This window comes from Allocoprococcus similis, assembly GCF_054660775.1.
The window spans coordinates 106,739-130,150 of record NZ_BAAHSG010000005.1 but is presented as its reverse complement, the minus strand read 5'-3'; the positions used below and the strand labels follow the sequence as shown (position 1 = coordinate 130,150).

Annotated in this window: 15 protein-coding genes; 1 reads left to right on the top strand and 14 read right to left on the bottom strand. The window is 42.4% G+C overall.

Annotated elements, in window-relative coordinates:
- Nucleotides 1-33 precede the first annotated feature (33 nt).
- Nucleotides 34-567 carry a helix-turn-helix domain-containing protein gene (locus ACYQ5K_RS02415; protein ID WP_195230755.1) on the top strand — a complete coding sequence of 178 codons (534 nt, stop codon included), beginning with the start codon at nt 34-36 and terminating at the stop codon, nt 565-567.
- Nucleotides 568-1,086: 519 nt separating this feature from the next.
- Here the strand turns inward: ACYQ5K_RS02415 and tuf are convergent.
- The 14 genes from tuf to rpoB form a co-directional block, all read right to left on the bottom strand.
- Nucleotides 1,087-2,280 (bottom strand): elongation factor Tu, encoded by a 1,194-nt coding sequence (tuf, locus tag ACYQ5K_RS02410; RefSeq protein WP_117557426.1) that lies wholly within the window; start codon nt 2,278-2,280, stop codon nt 1,087-1,089.
- Between the two features lie 118 nt (nt 2,281-2,398).
- Nucleotides 2,399-4,516 carry an elongation factor G gene (gene fusA / locus ACYQ5K_RS02405; RefSeq protein ID WP_173689204.1) on the bottom strand — a complete coding sequence of 706 codons (2,118 nt, stop codon included), beginning with the start codon at nt 4,514-4,516 and terminating at the stop codon, nt 2,399-2,401.
- Between the two features lie 18 nt (nt 4,517-4,534).
- Nucleotides 4,535-5,005 (bottom strand): 30S ribosomal protein S7, encoded by a 471-nt coding sequence (gene rpsG, locus ACYQ5K_RS02400; protein WP_207642082.1) that lies wholly within the window; start codon nt 5,003-5,005, stop codon nt 4,535-4,537.
- A gap of 211 nt (nt 5,006-5,216) precedes the next feature.
- Nucleotides 5,217-5,639 carry a 30S ribosomal protein S12 gene (gene rpsL, locus ACYQ5K_RS02395; RefSeq protein ID WP_008373516.1) on the bottom strand — a complete coding sequence of 141 codons (423 nt, stop codon included), beginning with the start codon at nt 5,637-5,639 and terminating at the stop codon, nt 5,217-5,219.
- A 178-nt stretch (nt 5,640-5,817) separates the two neighbouring features.
- On the bottom strand, nt 5,818-7,587 hold the full coding sequence (locus ACYQ5K_RS02390) for an LCP family protein (RefSeq protein ID WP_243259164.1): 1,770 nt from the start codon (nt 7,585-7,587) through the stop codon (nt 5,818-5,820).
- Between the two features lie 275 nt (nt 7,588-7,862).
- Complete coding sequence (locus ACYQ5K_RS02385) at nt 7,863-8,837, bottom strand: ABC transporter ATP-binding protein (RefSeq protein ID WP_173689205.1); 975 nt, start codon at nt 8,835-8,837, stop codon at nt 7,863-7,865.
- A gap of 1 nt (nt 8,838) precedes the next feature.
- Nucleotides 8,839-9,861, bottom strand: coding sequence for an ABC transporter ATP-binding protein (locus tag ACYQ5K_RS02380; protein ID WP_173689206.1), 1,023 nt, complete (start codon nt 9,859-9,861; stop codon nt 8,839-8,841).
- Between the two features lie 15 nt (nt 9,862-9,876).
- Nucleotides 9,877-10,800, bottom strand: coding sequence for an ABC transporter permease (locus ACYQ5K_RS02375; protein ID WP_008373509.1), 924 nt, complete (start codon nt 10,798-10,800; stop codon nt 9,877-9,879).
- A gap of 10 nt (nt 10,801-10,810) precedes the next feature.
- Nucleotides 10,811-11,737, bottom strand: a complete 927-nt coding sequence (locus ACYQ5K_RS02370) for an ABC transporter permease (protein ID WP_173689207.1) — start codon at nt 11,735-11,737, stop codon at nt 10,811-10,813.
- Between the two features lie 173 nt (nt 11,738-11,910).
- On the bottom strand, nt 11,911-13,557 hold the full coding sequence (locus ACYQ5K_RS02365; RefSeq protein WP_173689208.1) for a peptide ABC transporter substrate-binding protein: 1,647 nt from the start codon (nt 13,555-13,557) through the stop codon (nt 11,911-11,913).
- 22 nt (nt 13,558-13,579) lie between these two features.
- Nucleotides 13,580-14,653 (bottom strand): M24 family metallopeptidase, encoded by a 1,074-nt coding sequence (locus ACYQ5K_RS02360; RefSeq protein WP_173689209.1) that lies wholly within the window; start codon nt 14,651-14,653, stop codon nt 13,580-13,582.
- Nucleotides 14,654-15,053: 400 nt separating this feature from the next.
- Nucleotides 15,054-15,638: a helix-turn-helix domain-containing protein gene (locus tag ACYQ5K_RS02355; protein ID WP_173689210.1), complete on the bottom strand. Its 585-nt coding sequence runs from the start codon at nt 15,636-15,638 to the stop codon at nt 15,054-15,056.
- A gap of 187 nt (nt 15,639-15,825) precedes the next feature.
- Complete coding sequence (gene rpoC / locus ACYQ5K_RS02350) at nt 15,826-19,518, bottom strand: DNA-directed RNA polymerase subunit beta' (RefSeq protein ID WP_173689211.1); 3,693 nt, start codon at nt 19,516-19,518, stop codon at nt 15,826-15,828.
- Nucleotides 19,519-19,531: 13 nt separating this feature from the next.
- Nucleotides 19,532-23,401 carry a DNA-directed RNA polymerase subunit beta gene (rpoB, locus tag ACYQ5K_RS02345; protein ID WP_173689212.1) on the bottom strand — a complete coding sequence of 1,290 codons (3,870 nt, stop codon included), beginning with the start codon at nt 23,399-23,401 and terminating at the stop codon, nt 19,532-19,534.
- Between the last annotated feature and the right edge of the window lie 11 nt (nt 23,402-23,412).

Genomic DNA, 23,412 nt, shown 5'->3' with positions numbered 1-23,412 from the left:
TAAAATCACAAATATCATTAAGGAGGCAGCATTATGGTTGGTAAAAAAATCCGGGCATTCCGGGAATTTAGAGGATACAGTCAAATACAGTTAGCCGAGCTGTCCGGCATTAACGTAGGAACGATCAGAAAATATGAACTGGGAATCCGGAATCCAAAACCGGATCAGTTAGAAAAGATAGCAACTGCATTGGGATTAAATGTAAGTGTTTTTCTGGATTTTAATATTGAAACAGTCGGAGATGTACTCTCCCTGTTGTTTTCTATTGATGATTCAGTGAATCTCTCACTTGCTGAGACACCTGATCAGAAGGTTTCACTAACGTTCGATAATCCTACAATGCAGGACTTTTTCAGGAAATGGTGTCAATTTAAAAATGTCTATGAAAAGGAAAAAACTGAAATATTAGCTATTAAAGATGAAGATAAAAGACAGGCAGAACTGGATAAGCTGAACGCTACCCAGGATGAATGGAAACTGCGTGCTATGGGAACTACGATAGGTTGTCATACCATCGTTAAGAAGGGTACTGAAGGTAATTCCATCAAGACATATGATCTGACATAATTTTTGCAAAAGAAAAAGAGCCCTTATGAGCTCTGAGTTTTTGGTGGTCTGGGTGGGAGTCTGCTTAGTATGTTAAACCGTGCAACCATTACACTTCACCATCGCATACTCCCAGACCAAATATTAATATATATTCTTTTCTCATCGAATCAAGTCCTTTCTTGCAAATATGTTTGACTGCATCATAAATCAATCCAGAAACTAGGTAATTCGACAATGCTCCCAATATTGGTTTGATGGTGTTTGGAATCGAACCAAATCCTGTTACTAACTATGTTAGATTTATAGTATAACATAGTTTTAAAAATTGTCAATTTTCATATTTTGTTATCATTCTGTTATCACAAACGGTTGTCAGGATACTCTCCCGGCAACCGTTTTTCTATCCTGTTCGTTATTCTTTTCCGCTCTTTTATATATTTCCAGGCAACAGAAAAACCCGTAGAACCGAAGTTCTACGGGTATCTTACGTTTGGACACAACGTTATCTTGCGATAACAAATCTATATTCAGATTGTATTACTCGATGATTGTAGCAACACGTCCTGATCCAACAGTACGTCCACCTTCACGGATAGCGAAACGAAGTCCCTGTTCCATAGCTACTGGATGGATCAGTTCGATTGTCATTTCTACGTTATCACCAGGCATGCACATTTCTGTTCCTTCTGGAAGTTCGCAAACACCTGTTACGTCTGTTGTACGGAAGTAGAACTGTGGTCTGTAGTTGTTGAAGAATGGAGTATGACGTCCACCTTCATCTTTTGTAAGAACGTATACCTGTGCAGTAAACTTGTGGTGGCAAGTTACTGAACCTGGTTTACAAAGAACCTGTCCTCTTTCGATTTCGTCTCTCTGAACACCACGAAGAAGAGCACCGATGTTGTCACCAGCCTGAGCTTCATCAAGAAGTTTACGGAACATTTCAACACCTGTTACAACTACTTTACGTGTTTCTTCTTTGATACCAACGATTTCTACTTCATCAGATACGTGAAGTACACCACGTTCTACTCTACCAGTAGCAACTGTACCACGTCCTGTGATAGAGAATACGTCTTCTACAGGCATAAGGAATGGTTTGTCTGTGTCACGTTCTGGATCCGGAATGTATGAATCAACAGCATCCATAAGTTCCATGATCTTGTCTCCCCATTCTCCGTTCGGATCTTCAAGAGCTTTAAGAGCTGATCCCTGGATGATCGGAGTGTCATCTCCTGGGAATTCGTATTCATCAAGAAGTTCACGAATTTCCATTTCAACGAGTTCAAGAAGTTCTTCGTCGTCTACCATATCACATTTGTTCATGAATACAACGATGTACGGTACACCTACCTGACGAGAAAGCAGGATGTGCTCTCTTGTCTGAGCCATAACACCATCAGTAGCAGCTACAACAAGGATAGCACCATCCATCTGAGCAGCACCTGTGATCATGTTCTTAACGTAGTCAGCATGTCCTGGGCAGTCTACGTGAGCGTAGTGACGTTTTTCTGTTTCATACTCAACGTGAGCTGTAGAGATTGTGATACCACGTTCTCTTTCTTCTGGAGCTTTGTCGATGTTTTCGAAATCTACAGCTGCGTTACCAGCAACTCTTGCTGCAAGAGTTTTTGTGATAGCTGCTGTAAGAGTTGTTTTACCATGGTCAACGTGTCCGATGGTACCGATATTACAATGCGGTTTTGTTCTTTCAAATTTAGCCTTTGCCATTTTGAATATCCTCCTTAAATATACCACCCAATAGGGCATTTTAGTTTACGATGTTTTAACTCGGCTAATACTGATTATATTTCATAAAGTACAGTTTTTCAAGCCTTTTTCGTATTTTTTATGCGTTTTTGTTAGATAAAATCTTTTCCTGTACAGACTTCGGAACTGGCTCATATTTTTCGAAGAACATTGAGTAGTTTCCACGTCCCTGAGTTCTGGAACGAAGGTCTGTAGAGTATCCGAACATTTCTGAAAGCGGAACATATCCTCTAACGATCTTTCCACCGCCGAGGTCATCCATACCTTCGATACGTCCACGACGAGAGTTGATATCACCGATAACATCTCCCATGTACTCTTCTGGCATAGTAACTTCAACTTTCATGATAGGCTCAAGGAGTACCGGATCAGATTTCTTCATAGCATCTTTGAATGCAAGAGAACCTGCAATGTGGAATGCCATTTCTGAAGAATCGACTTCATGGTAAGAACCATCATATACTGTTGCATGAATACCTACTACAGGGAATCCACCAAGGATACCAGCTTTCATGGCTTCTTCAATACCTTCGCCTACAGCCGGAATGTATTCCTTCGGAATTGCACCACCGACAACAGTAGATTCGAATTTGTATGTTTCTTCACCATTGACATCCATTGGTTCAAATTTAACTTTACAATGTCCGTACTGTCCACGTCCACCTGACTGTTTAGCATATTTGCTGTCAACATCAACTGCTTTTGTGAAGGACTCTTTGTATGCAACCTGCGGAGCACCTACGTTAGCTTCTACCTTGAACTCACGAAGAAGTCTGTCTACGATGATTTCAAGATGAAGTTCTCCCATTCCGGCGATGATTGTCTGACCTGTTTCCTGATCAGTATGAGCACGGAATGTCGGGTCTTCTTCTGCAAGTTTTGCAAGAGATTCACCAAGTTTACCCTGAGAAGCTTTTGTCTTAGGCTCGATAGCGAGCTCGATAACTGGTTCTGGGAATTCCATAGATTCAAGGATTACCGGATGCTGTTCATCACAGATTGTATCACCTGTAGTTGTAAACTTGAATCCGATCGCTGCTGCGATGTCTCCTGAATATACTTTATCCAGTTCCTGTCTCTTGTTGGCATGCATCTGAAGGATACGTCCAACACGTTCTTTTTTATTCTTTGTAGCGTTCAGTACGTAAGAACCTGAATTCATGCTTCCTGAATATACACGGAAATATGCAAGCTTACCTACGAACGGGTCTGTCATGATCTTGAATGCAAGTGCAGAGAAAGGTTCTTCATCTGAAGAATGTCTTACTACTTCATTACCATCTTCATCAACACCCTGAATTGGCGGGATGTCTGTCGGAGCTGGCATGTATTCAACGATTGCATCCAGAAGCTTCTGAACACCCTTGTTTCTGTAAGCAGATCCACAACAAACCGGTACTGCTGTACATTCACAAGTAGCTTTTCTAAGAACTGCTTTGAGCTGATCTACTGTCGGGATTTCGTCCTCAAGATACATCATCATAAGTTCGTCATCCAGTTCGCAGATCTTTTCGATCAGTTCTGTATGGTAAAGCTCAGCATCTTCTTTCATGTCATCCGGGATTTCACATACTGTGATATCATCACCCTTGTCATCATTGTAGATGTAAGCTTCCATTTCCATAAGGTCGATGATTCCCTTGAAATCATCTTCTTTACCGATTGGTAACTGAAGAACGATAGCGTTCTTGCCCAATCTTGTCTTAATCTGTTCTACAGCGTTGTAGAAGTTTGCACCTAAGATGTCCATCTTGTTGATGAAGGCCATTCTTGGTACGTTGTATGTGTCTGCCTGACGCCATACGTTTTCTGACTGAGGCTCAACACCACCCTTAGCACAGAATACACCTACAGCACCATCCAGTACACGAAGTGAACGTTCAACCTCTACAGTGAAGTCAACGTGTCCCGGAGTATCAATGATATTGATACGATGCTCAAGAGCACCTTTTTTCGGTTTTGTATGATCTTCAAGTGTCCAATGACATGTTGTAGCTGCTGAAGTGATTGTGATACCTCTTTCCTGCTCCTGTTCCATCCAGTCCATGGTAGCAGTTCCTTCATGAGTATCACCAATCTTATAGTTAACACCGGTATAGTATAAGATACGCTCTGTAAGAGTGGTCTTACCAGCATCAATATGCGCCATAATACCGATATTTCTGGTTCTCTCTAATGGATATTCTCTTCCAGCCAAGATTTTTTCCTCCTATAATTAGAAACGATAGTGAGCAAATGCTTTGTTTGCTTCTGCCATCTTGTGCATGTCTTCTTTCTTCTTTACTGATGCGCCAGTGTTGTTAGCTGCATCAAGAATTTCATTTGCAAGTCTTTCTTCCATTGTCTTCTCGCCTCTGTTACGAGAGTACAGTGTAAGCCAGCGAAGTGCAAGAGCCTGTCTTCTGTCTGCTCTTACCTCGATCGGTACCTGATAAGTAGCTCCACCGATACGTCTTGCCTTTACTTCAAGTACAGGCATGATGTTGTTCATTGCTTCTTCAAATACTTCGATAGCTGGTTTTTCAGCTTTCTCTGCGACTTTGTCAAATGCTCCGTATACAATTTTCTGAGCTACACCTTTCTTACCGTCAAGCATGATGTTGTTGATAAGCTTTGTAACTACCTTGTTGTTGTATAACGGATCCGCTAATACGTCTCTTTTCTGAGTATGTCCTTTACGTGCCACGGTTCTTCCCTCCTTATACATATTGGCAAAGCTTTGCTTTGCGTGAATAATTCATCGGTACTCACATGTGTCTTTCTATGTGTATCGTTGGCGGGACAATCTCCGATGCCTGCCGCGTGGCAGGCGATATCTGAATTAAACCCGCAACCAACTATTCTCATAGTTCTGTTTGTGATACGATTTAGTTTCGTTTTACACTAAAATCAAGTGCTTATTTCTTTGCGTCTTTTGGTCTCTTTGCTCCGTATTTAGAACGAGCCTGACGTCTCTTTGCAACACCTGCTGTATCAAGTGTTCCACGAACGATATGGTATCTTGTACCCGGAAGGTCCTTTACTCTTCCTCCACGGATAAGAACAACGCTATGTTCCTGAAGGTTGTGACCTTCTCCTGGGATGTAGCTTGTTACTTCGATTCCGTTTGAAAGACGTACTCTGGCGATCTTTCTGAGAGCTGAGTTCGGTTTCTTCGGTGTAGCTGTCTTAACTGCTGTACAAACACCTCTCTTCTGCGGTGCAGATGTGTCTGTAGCTCTTTTCTTCAAAGAATTGTATCCTTTCTGGAGAGCCGGTGCAGTAGATTTCTTTACAGCTGTCTGACGACCTTTTCTTACTAACTGGTTAAATGTTGGCATCTCTTTCACCTCCTATGAAGTAATAATTGGTTACGATTTTAAACAAGTTCTGTTTAAAATGCGCAGAAAAACAGTGCATCGTTTTTCGCACGCTTGTTTATTGTAGTATATTGCAAAAAAAAAGTCAAGGCATTCTGAAAAATATTTTCCAAATCATGCCCTGACTTTTTCTTCATTTTTATTCTGTACTTACGGATCCTTCTATTGTTTCTCCGTCTTTTACTTTTTTGATCAGTTCACTGATCTCAGCCACTGAATTTTCATCCGGATACGTTACATAAAGCTCTTCAGCTCCTGAAGAATAGCAGATATCTGTCCCTCCGGTTCCATCCGCCGCCACGGAATAAATATTCCATTTTGCATTGGTTCTGAGCTGAGTCTTGATCAGCGACTGGATCTGGCTGGAAGTAAAGTTCGTATCCACTCCATCGCTGACACTGTCAATAATATCACTTGCCCCACGGAGCATTGCCGGTGACATCATCTTTTTAATGATTGCAGTGATAACCGCCTGCTGATGGACTCCTCTTCCGTTGTCCCCGTCTGGCAGTGCCTGACGTTCACGGCAGAATGCAAGTGCACTAATACCATCAAAATGATTCATTCCTTCATTTACATGAATCTCTGCACCCGACTCCCATCCTGTATCAAATTCGAGATCTGATTCAACATCCAGTCCGCCAAGTGCATCAACCACACTGATCATAGATGTAAAATTAACTCTTCCGAAAAATTCGATATCTGTATCATAAAGTGCTTCCAGCGTCTGCATAGACACATCTACACCATAGATTCCTGCATGTGTCAGTTTGTCGTCCTGCCCTCCTGATACTCCCGGGATTGGTACATAATAATCTCTAGGTGTCGTAATCAGTAATACCTGGTGACTTGTCGGATTAACAACTGCTACGATATTAACATCACTTCTGCCCTGCTCTGTGATATCTCCATCCGTATCAATACCACTCAAATAAACCGCAAATGGCTTTGTAACGCTTTCATCGGATGTATCACTTTCAATTTCAACAACAATGTTGTGTTTATAAATAACCTTTGTATCCTTTGTAAAGGTTGAATACTGTTCCTGGATAATATTACTGTAAGCTGAGTTGTAGATAATCGCATCTACTTCTCCGTCATATAATGCCTGTGCTTCTTCTCCCAGATTACTGTATTCCTGAAGAGTAATGTTCTGTCCCAGTTCCTTTTCAATCTGTTTGACTGCCGACTTCGTCTGGTCTCCACCAGTCGCATACTGAACACCAAATGTATATCCGGCTGCCGCTGATAAAGTATCTGCATTATCATCCGCTTTTACCGCAACTACCATAGAACTGGTTTTCTTATTGCTTCCGGTAATCTTCTGGAATGCATTATTTACTTTTCCTATATAAAAAGAACCCACTCCCAGAATGATACAGATCAGTATACAGAATATCTTTCCGCCAATTCCTTTTCCTTTTGCCGCTATCTGTGTCAGCAAGGTAATTCCAAGCAGGATCAGCAGCACTCCGATCAGTACCAGGAAATAAGTAGAAGTAAGTACATTGAACAGTATCACATTCACTGCAAGTACTACAGACAGGATAAACTGGATAATAGCAAGTATAATTCCAATCGTTCTGCTCACCCGATTTTTCTTTCTTCCTCTGCGCCGTTTATTTTTACGGTTCTTATTATTCTCCGGATCAGATGTCTTTCTTATATTCTGATAGTCTTCTTCCGGTCTTCTTTTCTTCTTATCAATCGAAGATGATTTCTTTTTCGGTCGTTCTCTGTAGTAATCTTCTTCATCATAATATCGGGCAGCTCTTCGATCTTCATCATAAGCATACCGGTTCTTCCCCTTAGCCCGTCTGCTTACTTCTCTGCTGTTATTGATACTTCGCATATTTCTATTAGAAGTTCCATCAGACGATCTTCTCCTTGCTGATTTTCTCTGTTCCATATACACTCACTTTCATTTGTTACATAACTATTACACGATATGACGCTTTAATTACAATTACATCTCTATATAATATCGTTTTTGCCTTATGTTGTCAATATTTTCGTGTCAATCCGTATTTTGTGATTTTGCACAATGTTACTGTTCACAGTACCTGTGGCCAGCAACGCATCTTGCCTTTTTTCATAGAAAGTCCCATCGGAATTTCTCATAAAGCAAAAGAAAACGAAGAACTCTTCATAAGCCCTTCGCCTTCTTTATTATATTACTACTTTTTATTTATCTTCTACAAGATGGCATGCCACCTTATGTCCAGGAGCAATCTCTTTCATCTGAGGCATTTCCTTAAAGCAACGTTCTGTCGCATACTGACATCTTTCAGCAAAACGACAGCAGTTCTTCGGATTGATTGGGCTCGGAATTTCACCCTTGATCGGAATACGCTGATTTGCTTTTGCTTTATGCGGATCTGCTTCCGGAATTGCGGAAAGCAGTGCCTGTGTATATGGATGCATCGGATGATCATAAAGTTCATCTGTTTCAGCAGTCTCAACCATAGTTCCGAGGTACATAACAACTACACGGTCAGAAATATATTTTACGACACTAAGGTCATGCGCGATAAACAGGTAAGTCAGTCCTCTTTCTTCCTGCAGTTCTTTCAGCATATTGATAACCTGTGCCTGGATAGACACATCAAGAGCTGAAATCGGCTCATCACAGATGATGAACTCCGGATCAACAGAAAGAGCACGTGCGATACCGATACGCTGTCTCTGTCCACCTGAGAATTCATGTGGAAAACGTGACATATGATCTTTGTTAAGACCAACTGTAGCAAGCAGCTGCTCTACTTTTGCATCTGCATCCTTTGTTGACATTCCATGCTGTTTCAGACCTTCTCCAACGATATCCTTAACAGTCATACGTGGGTTCAGTGATGAGTACGGATTCTGGAAGATCATCTGTACTTTCTTGCAGAATTCTTTCTGCTCTGCATGATTATATTTGAAAATGTCTTTTCCGTCATAATATACATTTCCTGAAGTCGGATTGTATAACTTGATCATGGTACGTCCTGTTGTAGATTTACCACATCCGGACTCACCTACCAGACTGACTGTCTCACCTTTATAAATATCAAATGTAAGATCATCAACCGCTTTTAAGGTTTCTTTACGGCTGATTTCAAAATATTTACATAAGTTTTTCACCTGTACGAGAGGCTGTTTTTTTTCTGTATTTTCCATTTTACACCTCTCCTTTCTCAGTTACTTTTTTTCTCATGTCTGTATCCGGTGCATATTCATGCTGCAGCCAGCAACAGGTTTCATGTTCTTTTGAAAGCTCATAAGTCTGTGGTGGCATATCTTTACAGATTTCCATGCAGTATTCACATCTTGCTGCGAACGGACATCCTTTCGGAGGTGCAAACAGATCCGGAGGTGTTCCTTCGATTGGCTGCAATTTCTGACCTTTTGCTGTATCCAGTTTGGCAATTGAATGCATAAGTCCTTTTGTGTAAGGATGTGCTGTATCATAGAAAATCTCATCTACAGATCCACGTTCTACGATCTTTCCCCCATACATAACCAGTACACGGTCGCAAAGCTTTGCGATAACACCAAGGTCATGTGTGATAAGGATGATAGATGTTCCAAGTGTTTTCTGAAGATTTTTCAGTACATCAAGGATCTGTGCTTCAATTGTAACATCCAAAGAAGTAGTCGGCTCATCGGCAATAACGATGCTCGGGCTTCCTACCAGAGCAATCGCGATCATAACACGCTGTTTCATACCACCTGAAAGTTCATGTGGATACTGTTTGTAACGGCGTTCTCCATCAGAGATACCTACCATTTTAAGGATTTCAAGTGCTTTTGCTTTTTTCTCAGCTGCACTCATACCTTTTCTTCCAACGAATACTTCTTCAATCTGTTTTCCGATACGCATTGTCGGGTTCAATGAGGTCATAGGATCCTGGAAAATATAACTGATCTCTTTTCCACGGAACTGACGAAGTTCTTTTTTGTTCATTTTCAGAACATCTTTTCCTTTATAAAGGATCTCTCCACCTTCAAAGAATCCAGGCGGTTCTGGATTCAGTCTCATCAGACACTGAGAGGTAACGCTCTTTCCACATCCGGATTCTCCAACGATACCAAGAATTTCTCCCGGACGTACTTCAAAGCTGACATCACGTACAGCCTTAACAACTCCACCGTATGTACGGAAAGAGAATTGCAGATTTTTTACTTCCAATAAATTTTCCATCTTCTATACTCCTTCCTACTCGGTTCCTCTAAGTTTCGGGTCAAATGCATCACGAAGTCCATCACCAAGAAGGTTCAGTGCAAGCATGGTTGTACAGATAAGGAATGCCGGTACAAATACCTGGTACGGATGAATTCTCAGCTGTGCGATTCCGTCTTTTGCAAGTACACCCCAGCTACAGTTCGGTGGTTTGATACCCAGACCGATATAGCTCAGGAATGCCTCCTGGAAGATTGCGCCCGGAATAGCCATTGTCAGGTTTGTAATAATAAGACCCATGATATTCGGTAAAATATGTTTAACAATGATTACGATATCCGGTACGCCAAGGATCTTGGCTGCAGATACGAAATCAGATTCTCTCAGTTTTAATACTTCACCACGAACGAAACGACATCCACCGATCCATCCGACACAACACATAGCAAGAATCAAACAGTGTACACCGTTACCAACAACTACCATAAGAAGAATGGTAACGATCAGACTTGGGATTCCGTATAATACGTCAACGACACGCTGGATAACCATATCGATCTTGCCACCGTAGAATCCTGAGATACCACCCATGATAGATCCAACGATTGCATTGATGATGCTGGCTGCAAAACCAATTGTCAGAGATACTCTCGCACCAGACCATGCACGAACCCAGAGATCACGTCCAAGAGAATCTGTTCCAAACCAATGTGCTTTTGAAAAGCTCTGGTTCATCTCTGCCACACTCTGTGTTGCAATGTCATATTTGCTGAACATTGGAACAAAGATCGCCATAAGTACATAAAGTCCAATCAGGCACAATGAGAAGAATGCAATCTTATTCTTGCGGATTCGTCTCCATGCATCCTGCCAGTAACCAATATTCGGACGGGAAATAGACTCCATTGTCTTTGTATTTTTTCCTACAACTTTAAACTGTTCTTTTGTAATTTCTGCCATTTCTCGTCACCTACCTTTTTTTACCACTCAGACGGATTCTCGGATCTACAATACCGTATAAGATATCTACAATCAGGATTGACACGATCAGGAATGCTCCGTAGAAGATCGTCATACCAAGAACCAGTGTATAATCTGCCATGTTAATACTGTCTACATAATGTTTTCCCATTCCAGGGATTGCGAAAAGGGCTTCGATTACGAATGTTCCTGTTAATACAGATGCAACTGTCGGTCCCATAATGGTAATGATCGGTGTGATCGCATTACGGATCTGATGTTTAAATGTAATTCGGAAATCCGATAAACCTTTCGCACGTGCTGTCTTTGTATAATCTGAAGATACAACTTCCAGCATACTGGAACGCATCAGACGGGAAATGGATGCCAGTGTATAGAATCCAACCGCGATTGACGGTAAAATTGTGTGCTTAAAGCTTGTGTACTGCGCAACCGGAAGAATCTGCCATTTGATTCCGAAGAAATACTGAAGTACAGATCCCATGATGAAGTCAGGAATCGATGTACCAATGATCGCAATCAAAATACAGACGAAATCCAGTTTCTTTCCTCGATTCAGTGCTGCTACAATTCCAAGGATCAGTCCGAAGAACAGTGCAAAGCACAGTGAACGGATTCCCAGGTCTGCTGAGTATGGGAATGAGTCAGCAATAATACGGTTAACTGTCTGACTTTCATACTTCATAGAATACCCCAGATCACCATGAAGCACATTCTTCATATAAGTTATATACTGCTCTGCAAGCGGTTTATCCAGACCATAGTAAGCTTCCAGATTCGCTTTGATCTCCGGTGTCATCTTATCACTTGAGAACGGATCTCCCGGCATCAGACGAACCAGGACGAATACAACACTTGTAAGTACCAAAAGTGTTACGATGGCTAATGCAACTCGTTTAGCTATATATTTTGCCATTCTTTTGTCTCCCTTCATTTTTCTTTATTTGATGGCTTTGATTATTTCACATACTTTCTATTGGCTGATACATACCAAATCTACCCCTCAAAATAATCAAAACCCTCAAATAAGCAGCCGGTGCGGACCAGTAAGTCCGCGCCGACCGCAAGGTATGTTACCATCCAACTGTATTATTCGCTGATATCTGCATATACCAGATCGAAGTCATATCCAACGAAGTATACGTTGAAGTTAGAAATCTTCGGATTGATCAGATACTGGTCTCTACGTAACTGAAGCGGTACCAGAGCGGAATCTTCTTCAAGGAAGATCTTTTCTGCCTGGAACAGCATATCCTGTCTTGTCTTAGCATCTGTCTCTGTCTGAGAATCTTTAAGAAGCTTGTCGTATTCAGCATTCGCATATCCAGAGTGGTTATACTGACCATCGCTGATCCACAGTTCCAGATAAGAGTATGCGTCAGAGTAGTCCGGAACCCATCCTGTTACTACCATATCGTAATCTTTCTTAGTTTCCAGCTCCAGTCTCTGTTTGTAAGTTACCTGGTTGATTTCTACTGTAATACCAAGGTTTTTCTGATACTGTTCCTGAAGAACTTCAGCCTGCTTCTTAGCACCATCTGTATCTGTTGTAAGAAGAGTGATCTTGATGTCTGATGCATTTGATACACCCATTTCTTTCATAGCAGCATCCAGATATTCTTTTGCTTTATCATTGTCATTCTCTGCCGGGAATGGTGTATATGGATAAGCTTCTCCGTATGTCTGGTCATCTGCCGCCTGCACGTTTGGAAGTACAAGTCTCTGTGCAACGTCATATACGTCATTGTTAACCAGCTTGTTGTATTCTGTTCTGTTAATTGCATAGTTCAGAGCAAATCTCAGGTTCTTGTTAGCAAGCGGTCTGTCTTCTGACATATTGAGCATGATGTAATCATCTGCACCTGTATAGTAGAATTCAGTATTTTCTGTATACTGATCTGTCATTTCAGTAGGTACAACTGTGATATCAACTTCACCCTGTTCCCACATAGCAACTGCTGTCTTAGCATCTGCAACTGTCTTTACGCAGATTTCATCAAGCTTGATACTGTCTGCATCCCAGTAATTTTCATTCTTAGAAAGGATCATTTCATCGCCGTGTTTCCACTCTGTCATCTTGAACGGTCCGTTATAAACAGATTTTTCCGGATCTGCTGCGTATTCTTTTCCGTATTTTTCTACATAATCCTGTCTTGTAGGACCAAATGTAGCCATGGCTGCCATGCTCAGGAAGTATGTAGCCGGATGTGCCAGTTCGATTACAACTGTCTTATCATCTGGTGCAGATACACCGAGCTGATCAACCGGTACAGAACCATTGTTTACTTCTTCACCGTTTTTGAGGATGTATCCGATGAATGCGTAATCGCTTGCCATTTCTGGATCCATAAGTCTCTGGATACCATAAACATAATCGCCTGCTTTTACGTCTTCTCCGTCAGACCATTTCAGTCCGTCACGAAGGTGGAATGTGTAAGTAAGTCCATCATCTGAGATATCCCAGCTTTCAGCTGCATCTGGTTTGATTTCGCCTTCCACGTTACGTGTCAGCATCGCATAGGTGCAGATTTCTGCTGTTGCACATGAGATAGAGTTACTGTTCTGTGGATCCATAGAAGGAAGGTCTTCACGAAGTGTGTAAGTAATTCTCTTCTTTCCTGATGAAGCACTGCTGTCATCTTTCTTGGCATCTTTGGATCCCGGTGTACCACAGCCAGCAAACATGGTTACTGTCATTGCTGTAGCAAGTAAAGCCGCTAATAATTTCTTTTTCATAAATGTTGTCCTCCTTTTTCATTTATAATTCTATTAGCTCATGTGTAGCACTGATCAGGTTTTCATATCCGTCTTTTGTGATGATGCCCTGATCCTCAAGTCTGACACCACCCCAACCCGGAATATAAAGTCCTGGTTCTACTGTCATTATGCTGTTCTCCTGTAAGATATTCTCACAGTTTAGTCCGATATTCGGAAGTTCATGGACGAACAGCCCAACTCCATGACCGATTCCTGTATAATTATACGGAAGGTATTCTGTATCTTTGATTGCTTCAAGTGAAGCTTCATAGCAGGAAGTTCCTGTCACACCGGCTCTTACAGATGCTTCTGTATCTTCTGTCATACGACGGCAGAGATCATAAACTTCTCTCTGTTTGGCGTCTGCCTTGCCGACAACTACCGTTCTTGTCATATCTGAAAGATAACCTTTGTACTGGCATCCATAATCCATCAATACGAAATCACCGTATTCGATTGGCTTACTGTCCGGAATTCCGTGAAGCAGAGAGCTCTTTGCTCCTGAAATAACGATTCCACCGTAAGGTTTGGTATCTGCACCTTCCATAACCATGTAATGTGCAAGTCTGGACGCGATTTCTTTTTCTGTAACACCCGGACGGATGTCTTTTATAATTTTTTCAAATGCTCTGGATGCGATATCGCAGGCAACGGTAAGGTTCTTGATCTCTTCCGGCGTCTTGATCGCGCGGAAGCCTTCGATTACGTTCAGCGTCGGAACCATCTCAGCACTGAGTTCAGCCTGCATAGAGTTCCATTTTTCAAATGTCAGATGATCCTGTTCAAATCCAATTGTTTTAACTCCATCTTTGTCTGCGCAATATGCAACAGCTTTCCCCATGCTGTAGCCAAAATCGATTCGCCAGTTTACAAGCTCATAATCCGGGCATTCATAAGATGCCTGCTCTGTGTATCTTGCATCAGTGATAAAATACTGATTCGCCTTTGTGATAAAAAGGAACGAGTCTTCCCCCGTAAATCCGCTGATACAACGTACATTCGCCGGCTTTGCAATATAAAACGCATCCAGTCTTTCTTTTTCCATGTACTCTCGCAATTGTGTTAATCTGTCCATTTTTGTTCTCCTCTCATGCACTTTTGTTCTTCCGAGACGGTATATTTACCAGATATGTCCGTCCCTCTGCGACAATGTAATACTTTACTAGACCGCAGTCTAGTGGTGTAAACAAAAGAACGCCATGATTTGCATCATGACGTCCTTGTCTTCTTTCAAAGGTCATAGTTTCACGCTATGACGTCTATGTTTAATTATTAGATTGTCCGTATTGTATGTATAAAAATGTAATCTTTATACACTTTCGTAAATAACACTGTCTTCAGAGTTGCGTGAATTTCGAAGAAACCCCGTTTCAACAGTTCAATTTTTACAAATTCACTCAGATGAATATTTATTCATATGTGTAACTTTTTCTTATTATAGAACCATACTCTAAGATTGTCAAGAGGAATGCTATTTATTTCACAATTTTATTTTCATTCCTTCCAAACAGTCTTGGTACATCCCGGTGATATACCCATATACTCACACAAGGTTCTTTTCCAGGATTGGAAATACTATGACGCTCTCTGCTCTTTATATATACACTGTCTCCCGGATGTAAACTGCAAATTTCTCCTTCCACCTCTACATTCAGAGTTCCTTTTATCACCATACACATTTCCGAAAAGGCATGACGATATTCTTCTTTTTTCGCAGATTCTCCCGGTCCAATCGTAATATATTCAAAAATTGATTCTCCCTGACCAAAGTCTGCAACCTCAACTGTTATATTTTCTTCCGGATAAAGATGCTTACTCATTTCTTCTCTGCGTATAACCGTCTTTCCCGGTATCTCGCCTTCCAGTGCATACTGGATATCAATATCCAGTGCTTCACAAATTCGCGCAAGACTGTCCACATTCGGAGATGTTTTATTCTGTTCCAGCATACTCAGATAGCCCGCTGAAAGTCCTGTATATTCTCCCAAAACCCGGATTGTCATCATTTTCTTTTTTCTGCATTCTCTGATCCGTTCACCAATATGAGCTAAATCCAGCATATCACACCCCCTGATTTTCGACTGATTATCTATATGCTACTGTATTTTTTCATATTTTGCAACCCTTTATTTTTGTAAAGTGTTAAAGAATTGGAAATATTTTTCAAATATTTTTGTTTTTCATGTCTTTAAAGCAAGAAAAGCAGACACGCCTTTCAACGTATCTGCCTCTCTTAGCATATAAAGCCTATTCTTCAACTGTAACTGTTTCGTCAGCATTTTCTTCGGTTTCAACAGTTTCTGCTGTCTCTGCCGGTGCTTCAGGCTCAGCATCATCATCCATATCAAAATCATCAAAACTGATTTCGTCGTCCATATCCATACCAAGACCTGTATCAAGCTTAACGTCACGGTATTTTCTCATACCTGTTCCTGCCGGAATCAGTTTACCGATAATGACGTTCTCTTTCAGACCGATCAGGTGGTCAACCTTACCTTTGATAGCAGCCTCAGTCAGAACCTTGGTTGTCTCCTGGAAGGATGCAGCTGACAGGAAGGAATCTGTTGCCAGGGATGCCTTGGTAATACCAAGCATGATCTGTTCTCCTGTTGCAGGCTCTTTACCTTCTGCTACCATCTGTTCATTTACATCGTTGAACTCAAGGACATCTACCATTGTTCCCGGAAGGAATTCCGTATCTCCTCTTTCTTCGATGCGGATTTTCTTCAGCATCTGACGAACGATAACTTCGATATGCTTATCGTTGATTTCTACACCCTGCAGACGGTATACTCTCTGTACTTCCTGAAGCATATAGTCCTGTGCAGCACGAAGACCTTTGATCTTAAGAAGGTCATGCGGGTTCACGCTACCTTCTGTAAGCTCGTCACCGGCTTCCAGAACAGCTCCATCCTGTACTTTAATACGTGATCCATAAGGAATCAGATAAGTCTTTGTCTCACCTGTCTGCTGATTGGTAACGATGATTTCACGCTTCTTCTTTGTATCGTTCAGGTTTGCAACACCTGCGATTTCTGTGATAATAGCAAGACCTTTCGGCTTTCTTGCTTCAAAAAGTTCTTCGACACGAGGAAGACCCTGTGTGATATCTCCACCGGCTACACCACCACTATGGAAAGTACGCATGGTCAGCTGTGTACCAGGTTCACCGATTGACTGAGCTGCGATAATACCGACAGCTTCACCAACCTGTACAGGTTCACCTGTTGCCATGTTGGCACCATAACATTTCGCACAAATACCGATGTGTGATTTACAGGTCAGGATTGTACGGACTTTCACTTTCTTAAGCGGTGAATTTCCATTTTCATCCACACCGTATTTCATGATCTTTTCTGCACGTTTTGGTGTGATCATGTGGTTTGCTTTTACAAGCACATTGCCATCTTTGTCACAGATTGTATAGCATGAATATCTTCCTGTAATACGTTCCTGAAGACTTTCGATTTCTTCATTTCCATCCATGAATGCATGCAGATACATTCCCGGAATTTCAGCATCCTTGCTTACACAGTCAACCTCACGGATGATCAGATCCTGTGATACGTCAACAAGACGTCTTGTCAGGTATCCTGAATCGGCTGTACGAAGGGCAGTATCTGACATACCTTTTCGAGCTCCATGCGCAGACATGAAGTATTCCAGTACGTCCAGACCTTCACGGAAGTTTGACTTGATAGGCAGCTCGATCGTGTGACCGGTTGTATCCGCCATAAGTCCACGCATACCTGCAAGCTGTTTGATCTGTTTATCAGATCCACGGGCTCCGGAATCCGCCATCATGAAGATATTGTTGTATTTATCAAGTCCGGTAAGAAGGGCTTCTGTAAGCTCATCATCTGTTTCTTTCCAGGTTTCTACAACCTCTTTGTAACGCTCTTCTTCTGTAATAAGACCACGCTTGAAGTTACGTGTGATCTTATCAACCGTTGACTGTGCTCTTGCGATCAGTTCCGGTTTCTGTGGCGGTACAGTCATATCTGAAATAGATACAGTCATAGCTGCTCTTGTAGAGAGCTTGTATCCCATTGATTTTACATGGTCAAGTACTTCAGCTGTAGCTGATGCACCATGTGTGTTAATAACTTTTTCAAGAATCTGTTTCAGCTGTTTCTTTCCTACATGGAAATCCACTTCAAGAACCAGTTCATTTCCTTCTTTTTCACGATCAACAAAGCCAAGATCCTGCGGAATGATTTCGTTGAAGATGAAACGTCCAAGTGTAGACTCTACTGTACCGGTCTTCTTTGTTCCATCCGGCATTGTCTTTGTCACACGTACTTTGATTCTTGAGTGAAGAGTAACAACTCCGTTCTCATAAGCAAGAATTGCTTCATTGACACTCTTGAATACTTTGCCTTCTCCCTTTGCACCAGGTCTTTCCTGTGTCAGATAGTAGATACCAAGGACCATATCCTGTGAAGGTACAGCTACCGGACCACCATCAGACGGTTTCAGAAGGTTGTTTGGTGAAAGCAGAAGGAAACGGCATTCTGCCTGTGCTTCTACAGAAAGCGGAAGATGAACCGCCATCTGGTCACCATCGAAATCGGCGTTGAACGCTGTACATACCAGTGGATGAAGCTTGATTGCTTTACCCTCTACCAGGATCGGTTCAAATGCCTGGATACCAAGACGGTGAAGTGTAGGGGCACGGTTCAGCATAACCGGATGCTCTTTGATTACATCTTCAAGCACATCCCATACTTCCGGCTGAAGACGTTCTACCATTTTCTTAGCATTCTTAATGTTGTGAGCAGCTCCGCTCTCAACAAGTTCTTTCATAACAAACGGCTTGAACAGCTCGATTGCCATTTCTTTCGGAAGACCGCACTGATAGATCTTCAGTTCCGGTCCTACAACGATAACGGAACGTCCTGAGTAGTCAACACGTTTTCCGAGCAGGTTCTGACGGAAACGTCCTGATTTACCTTTCAGCATATCAGAAAGGGATTTCAGTGCTCTGTTTCCAGGACCTGTTACCGGACGTCCACGACGTCCATTGTCGATCAGAGCATCTACAGCTTCCTGCAGCATTCTCTTTTCGTTTCTAACGATAATGTCCGGAGCTCCCAGTTCAAGGAGTCTTCTTAGACGGTTATTTCTGTTGATAATTCTTCTGTACAGATCATTCAGGTCAGATGTTGCAAAACGTCCACCATCCAACTGTACCATCGGACGCAGATCCGGCGGAATTACCGGGATTGCAGTCATGATCATCCATTCCGGTTTGTTTCCTGATTCACGGAAAGCTTCTACTACTTCAAGTCTCTTAACGATTCTTGCTCTCTTCTGTCCGGTAGCACCCTCAAGTCCTGCCTGCAGTTCAGCATAATCTTTTTCAAGATCGATTGCTTCGAGAAGTTCTTTGATCGCTTCTGCTCCCATTCCTACGCGGAAACCATTGCCCCAGTTTTCTCTTGCTTCCTGGTATTCTGCTTCTGAAAGAACCTGCTTGTAAGAGAGATCTGTCTCTCCCTTATCAAGTACGATATAAGAAGCGAAATACAGTACTTTTTCCAGAGTTCTCGGTGAAAGATCCAGGATCAGTCCCATACGGCTCGGAATACCTTTGAAATACCAGATATGAGAAACCGGTGCCGCAAGTGCGATGTGACCCATACGTTCACGTCGCACAGTTGCTTTTGTTACTTCTACACCACAGCGGTCGCATACAACACCTTTATAACGGATCTTTTTGTATTTACCACAGTGGCATTCCCAGTCTTTGCTAGGTCCGAAGATTTTCTCACAGAACAGACCGTCTCTTTCCGGCTTGAGTGTTCTGTAGTTGATTGTCTCCGGTTTTGTAACTTCACCTCTTGACCATTCCAGAATCTTTTCCGGAGATGCCAGACCTATTTTAATCGCATCAAATGAAATCGGTTGATACGTTGGTTCTTTTTTTGTTTCTGTCATTCTCGGCATCCTCCTATTCTAAATCCATGTCGTCATCAAAATCATCGTTCATATCGCCATCAAAATCGTCGAAGCTGTCATCTTCCTCCGGCTCATCTTCTACATCAACCAGCTCTCCTTCTGAGAATTCCTGCTTGCTGTATCCGTGTTTGCCGTAGTCTTCGTCGTTATTGTAGCGTCTGTCTCCTTCAATAATGTGATTCAGGTTTGTATCACCGTAATCTACACTTTCCATGATCTGAACCTCTTCATTGTTCTCATCCAGGACACGTACATCCAGACCGAGTGACTGAAGTTCTTTAAGAAGTACCTTGAAGGATTCCGGAATTCCCGGTTCAGGAATATTTTCACCTTTGATGATTGCTTCGTATGTCTTCACACGTCCAACCACATCATCGGATTTAACTGTCAGGATTTCCTGCAGAGTATAAGATGCACCGTAAGCTTCCAGTGCCCAAACCTCCATCTCTCCGAAACGCTGTCCACCGAACTGTGCTTTACCACCAAGTGGCTGCTGTGTTACCAGTGAGTAAGGACCGGTTGAACGTGCATGGATCTTATCATCAACCAGGTGATGCAGTTTCAGATAATGCATGTGTCCGATTGTTACCGGGCTGTCGAAATATTCTCCAGTACGACCGTCTCTCAGTCTTACTTTACCGTCTCTTGAAAGCGGAACGCCTTTCCACAGTGCTCTGTGGTCTCTGTTCTCATACAGATAATCCATAACTTCCGGAAGAAGTTCTTCTTTATGTCTTGCTTCAAATTCTTCCCAGGACAGGTTAACATAATCGTTCGCCAGATCCAGGGTATCCATAATATCAACCTCGTTTGCACCATCAAATACTGGTGTTGCGATGTTGAATCCAAGTGCTTTGGCAGCCAGAGAAAGGTGGATCTCCAGTACCTGTCCGATGTTCATACGTGATGGTACACCCAGTGGGTTCAGCACGATGTCAAGCGGACGTCCGTTCGGAAGGAACGGCATATCTTCTACAGGAAGTACACGGGAAACAACACCCTTGTTACCATGACGTCCGGCCATCTTATCACCTACAGAGATCTTTCTCTTCTGTGCGATGTAGATACGGACTGCCTGGTTAACTCCCGGTGAAAGTTCATCTCCATTTTCTCTTGTAAATACTTTCGCATCTACAACGATACCGTATTCACCATGAGGTACTTTCAGAGAAGTATCTCTTACTTCACGAGCTTTTTCTCCAAAGATTGCACGAAGAAGTCTTTCCTCTGCTGTCAGTTCTGTCTCTCCCTTCGGAGTAACCTTGCCGACAAGAATATCTCCTGCACGAACCTCAGCACCGATACGGATAATACCTCTCTCATCCAGATCTTTCAGTGCATCATCACCTACGCCTGGAATATCACGTGTAATTTCTTCTGGTCCGAGCTTTGTATCACGGGCTTCTGCTTCATATTCTTCGATATGAACAGATGTGTAAACATCATTCTGTACAAGACGTTCACTAAGAAGTACAGCATCCTCGTAGTTGTAACCTTCCCAGGTCATGAATCCGATCAACGGGTTCTTACCAAGAGCCATCTCACCATTAGATGTAGACGGTCCGTCTGCGATTACCTGTCCCTTTTCAACTCTCTCACCTTTGACAACGATCGGTCTCTGGTTGTAGCAGTTGCTCTGGTTGCTTCGCAGGAATTTGGTCAGCTTGTAAGTCTTTCTTGTCTTGTCATCCTGTTTGATTGTGATTTCGGTAGATGTTGATCTCTCAACAATGCCACCTTCTTCTGCAACGACACATACACCTGAGTCGACAGCAGATTTTACTTCCATACCTGTTCCGACTACCGGAGCTTCTGTAGTAAGAAGCGGTACTGCCTGACGCTGCATGTTGGATCCCATCAGCGCACGGTTCGCATCATCGTTCTGCAGGAACGGAATCAGTGCTGTAGCAACAGAGAATACCATCTTCGGAGATACGTCCATGTAATCAAACATTCTTCTCTCGTATTCCTGAGTCTCATCACGATAACGTCCGGATACATTCTTATGAACGAAATGTCCTTCTTCATCCAGAGGCTCATTCGCCTGTGCTACATGATAATTATCTTCTTCATCCGCAGTCATATATACAACTTCTTCGGTTACAACCGGATTCTGTGGATCTGTCTTGTCAATCTTACGGTACGGAGCTTCTACAAATCCGTACTCATTGATTCTTGCATAACATGCAAGAGAGTTGATCAGACCGATGTTCGGTCCTTCAGGTGTCTCGATTGGACACATTCTTCCGTAATGTGAGTAGTGAACGTCACGGACCTCGAATCCGGCACGGTCACGGGAAAGTCCACCAGGACCAAGTGCGGAAAGACGTCTCTTGTGAGTCAGCTCACCAAGCGGGTTATTCTGATCCATGAACTGCGACAGCTGTGATGACCCGAAGAATTCTTTAACAGCAGCAGTTACAGGCTTGATATTGATCAGTGACTGCGGCGAAATGCCTTCCAGATCCTGTGTTGTCATTCTTTCACGAACAACTCTTTCCAGTCTTGAAAGACCGATTCTGTACTGATTCTGGAGAAGTTCTCCAACTGCACGGATACGTCTGTTACCCAGGTGGTCAATATCATCATCTTTACCGATTCCATATTCAAGATGCATATTGTAATTGATAGACGCCATAATGTCTTCTTTTGTAATATGCTTCGGAATCAGTTCATGAATATTTTTATGAATTGCTTCTTTCAGCTCATCGATATCTCCGGCTGTCTCTTCCAGGAGTTCAGCAAGTACCGGATAGTATACCAGTTCAGTTACGCCAACCTCTTCCGGATCGATTCCACATACAGCTTTGAGATCTACCATCATATTAGAAAGTACTTTGATATTACGGTCACTTTCTTCTCTTGCGATCCACACATACGGAACAGCTGCATTCTGGATAGCATCTGCAAGTTCTCTGTCAACGACAGCTCCTGCTTCTGCAATCACTTCACCTGTCATCGGGCTTACTACGTCTTCAGCCAGCGTGTGACCTGTGATACGGTTCTTGAGCATAAGCTTCTTATTAAATTTATAACGTCCAACCTTTGCAAGGTCATAACGTCTCGGGTCAAAGAACATGCTGGTGATCAGACTTTCTGCACTGTCTACAGCAAGTGGTTCACCCGGACGGATCTTCTTATATAATTCAAGAAGACCTTCCTGATAGTTCTCTGAAGTATCTTTTGTGAAACTTGCAAGGATCTTTGGCTCTTCGCCAAAAAGATCGATAATCTCAGCATTCGTTCCAATACCAAGTGCACGGATCAGGACTGTGATCGGCACCTTACGGGTTCTGTCCACACGGACATAGAAAACGTCATTGGAGTCCGTCTCATATTCAAGCCATGCACCCCTGTTCGGGATAACGGTGCAAGAGTATAATTCTTTACCAAGTTTATCATGCGCAATTCCATAATAAATACCAGGTGAACGCACCAACTGGCTGACAATAACACGTTCCGCACCATTGATTACAAAGGTACCGGTTCTTGTCATGATCGGTAAATCACCCATAAAGATCTCATGTTCATTGATCTCATCTGTCTCTTTGTTGTGAAGTCTTACCTTCACTTTAAGCGGTGCGGCATAAGTAGCATCGCGTTCTTTACATTCCTCGATTGTGTACTTGGTTTCATCTGTGCACAATGTAAAGTCGACAAATTCCAGGCTCAGATGTCCGCTGTAATCGGTAATCGGAGAAATATCATCAAATACTTCTTTTAATCCTTCATCCAGGAACCATTTGTAAGAGTCGGTCTGAACTTCGATCAAATTAGGCATTTGGAGTACTTCTTTTTGCCGGGAATAGCTCATGCGCATACTTTTTCCGTTTGTGATGGGACGAATTCTGTTTTTCTCCATTTGACGTTTCA

Coding starts and splice junctions, on each gene's coding strand:
- ACYQ5K_RS02365 (WP_173689208.1), bottom strand. CDS start 13,557: ATGAAAAAGAAATTATTAGCGGCTTTACTTGCTACAGCAATGACAGTA.
- ACYQ5K_RS02380 (WP_173689206.1), bottom strand. CDS start 9,861: ATGGAAAATTTATTGGAAGTAAAAAATCTGCAATTCTCTTTCCGTACA.
- ACYQ5K_RS02355 (WP_173689210.1), bottom strand. CDS start 15,638: ATGCTGGATTTAGCTCATATTGGTGAACGGATCAGAGAATGCAGAAAA.
- tuf (WP_117557426.1), bottom strand. CDS start 2,280: ATGGCAAAGGCTAAATTTGAAAGAACAAAACCGCATTGTAATATCGGT.
- ACYQ5K_RS02375 (WP_008373509.1), bottom strand. CDS start 10,800: ATGGCAGAAATTACAAAAGAACAGTTTAAAGTTGTAGGAAAAAATACA.
- ACYQ5K_RS02415 (WP_195230755.1), top strand. CDS start 34: ATGGTTGGTAAAAAAATCCGGGCATTCCGGGAATTTAGAGGATACAGT.
- ACYQ5K_RS02385 (WP_173689205.1), bottom strand. CDS start 8,837: ATGGAAAATACAGAAAAAAAACAGCCTCTCGTACAGGTGAAAAACTTA.
- ACYQ5K_RS02370 (WP_173689207.1), bottom strand. CDS start 11,737: ATGGCAAAATATATAGCTAAACGAGTTGCATTAGCCATCGTAACACTT.
- rpoB (WP_173689212.1), bottom strand. CDS start 23,401: ATGGAGAAAAACAGAATTCGTCCCATCACAAACGGAAAAAGTATGCGC.
- ACYQ5K_RS02390 (WP_243259164.1), bottom strand. CDS start 7,587: ATGGAACAGAGAAAATCAGCAAGGAGAAGATCGTCTGATGGAACTTCT.
- ACYQ5K_RS02360 (WP_173689209.1), bottom strand. CDS start 14,653: ATGGACAGATTAACACAATTGCGAGAGTACATGGAAAAAGAAAGACTG.
- rpoC (WP_173689211.1), bottom strand. CDS start 19,518: ATGACAGAAACAAAAAAAGAACCAACGTATCAACCGATTTCATTTGAT.
- rpsL (WP_008373516.1), bottom strand. CDS start 5,639: ATGCCAACATTTAACCAGTTAGTAAGAAAAGGTCGTCAGACAGCTGTA.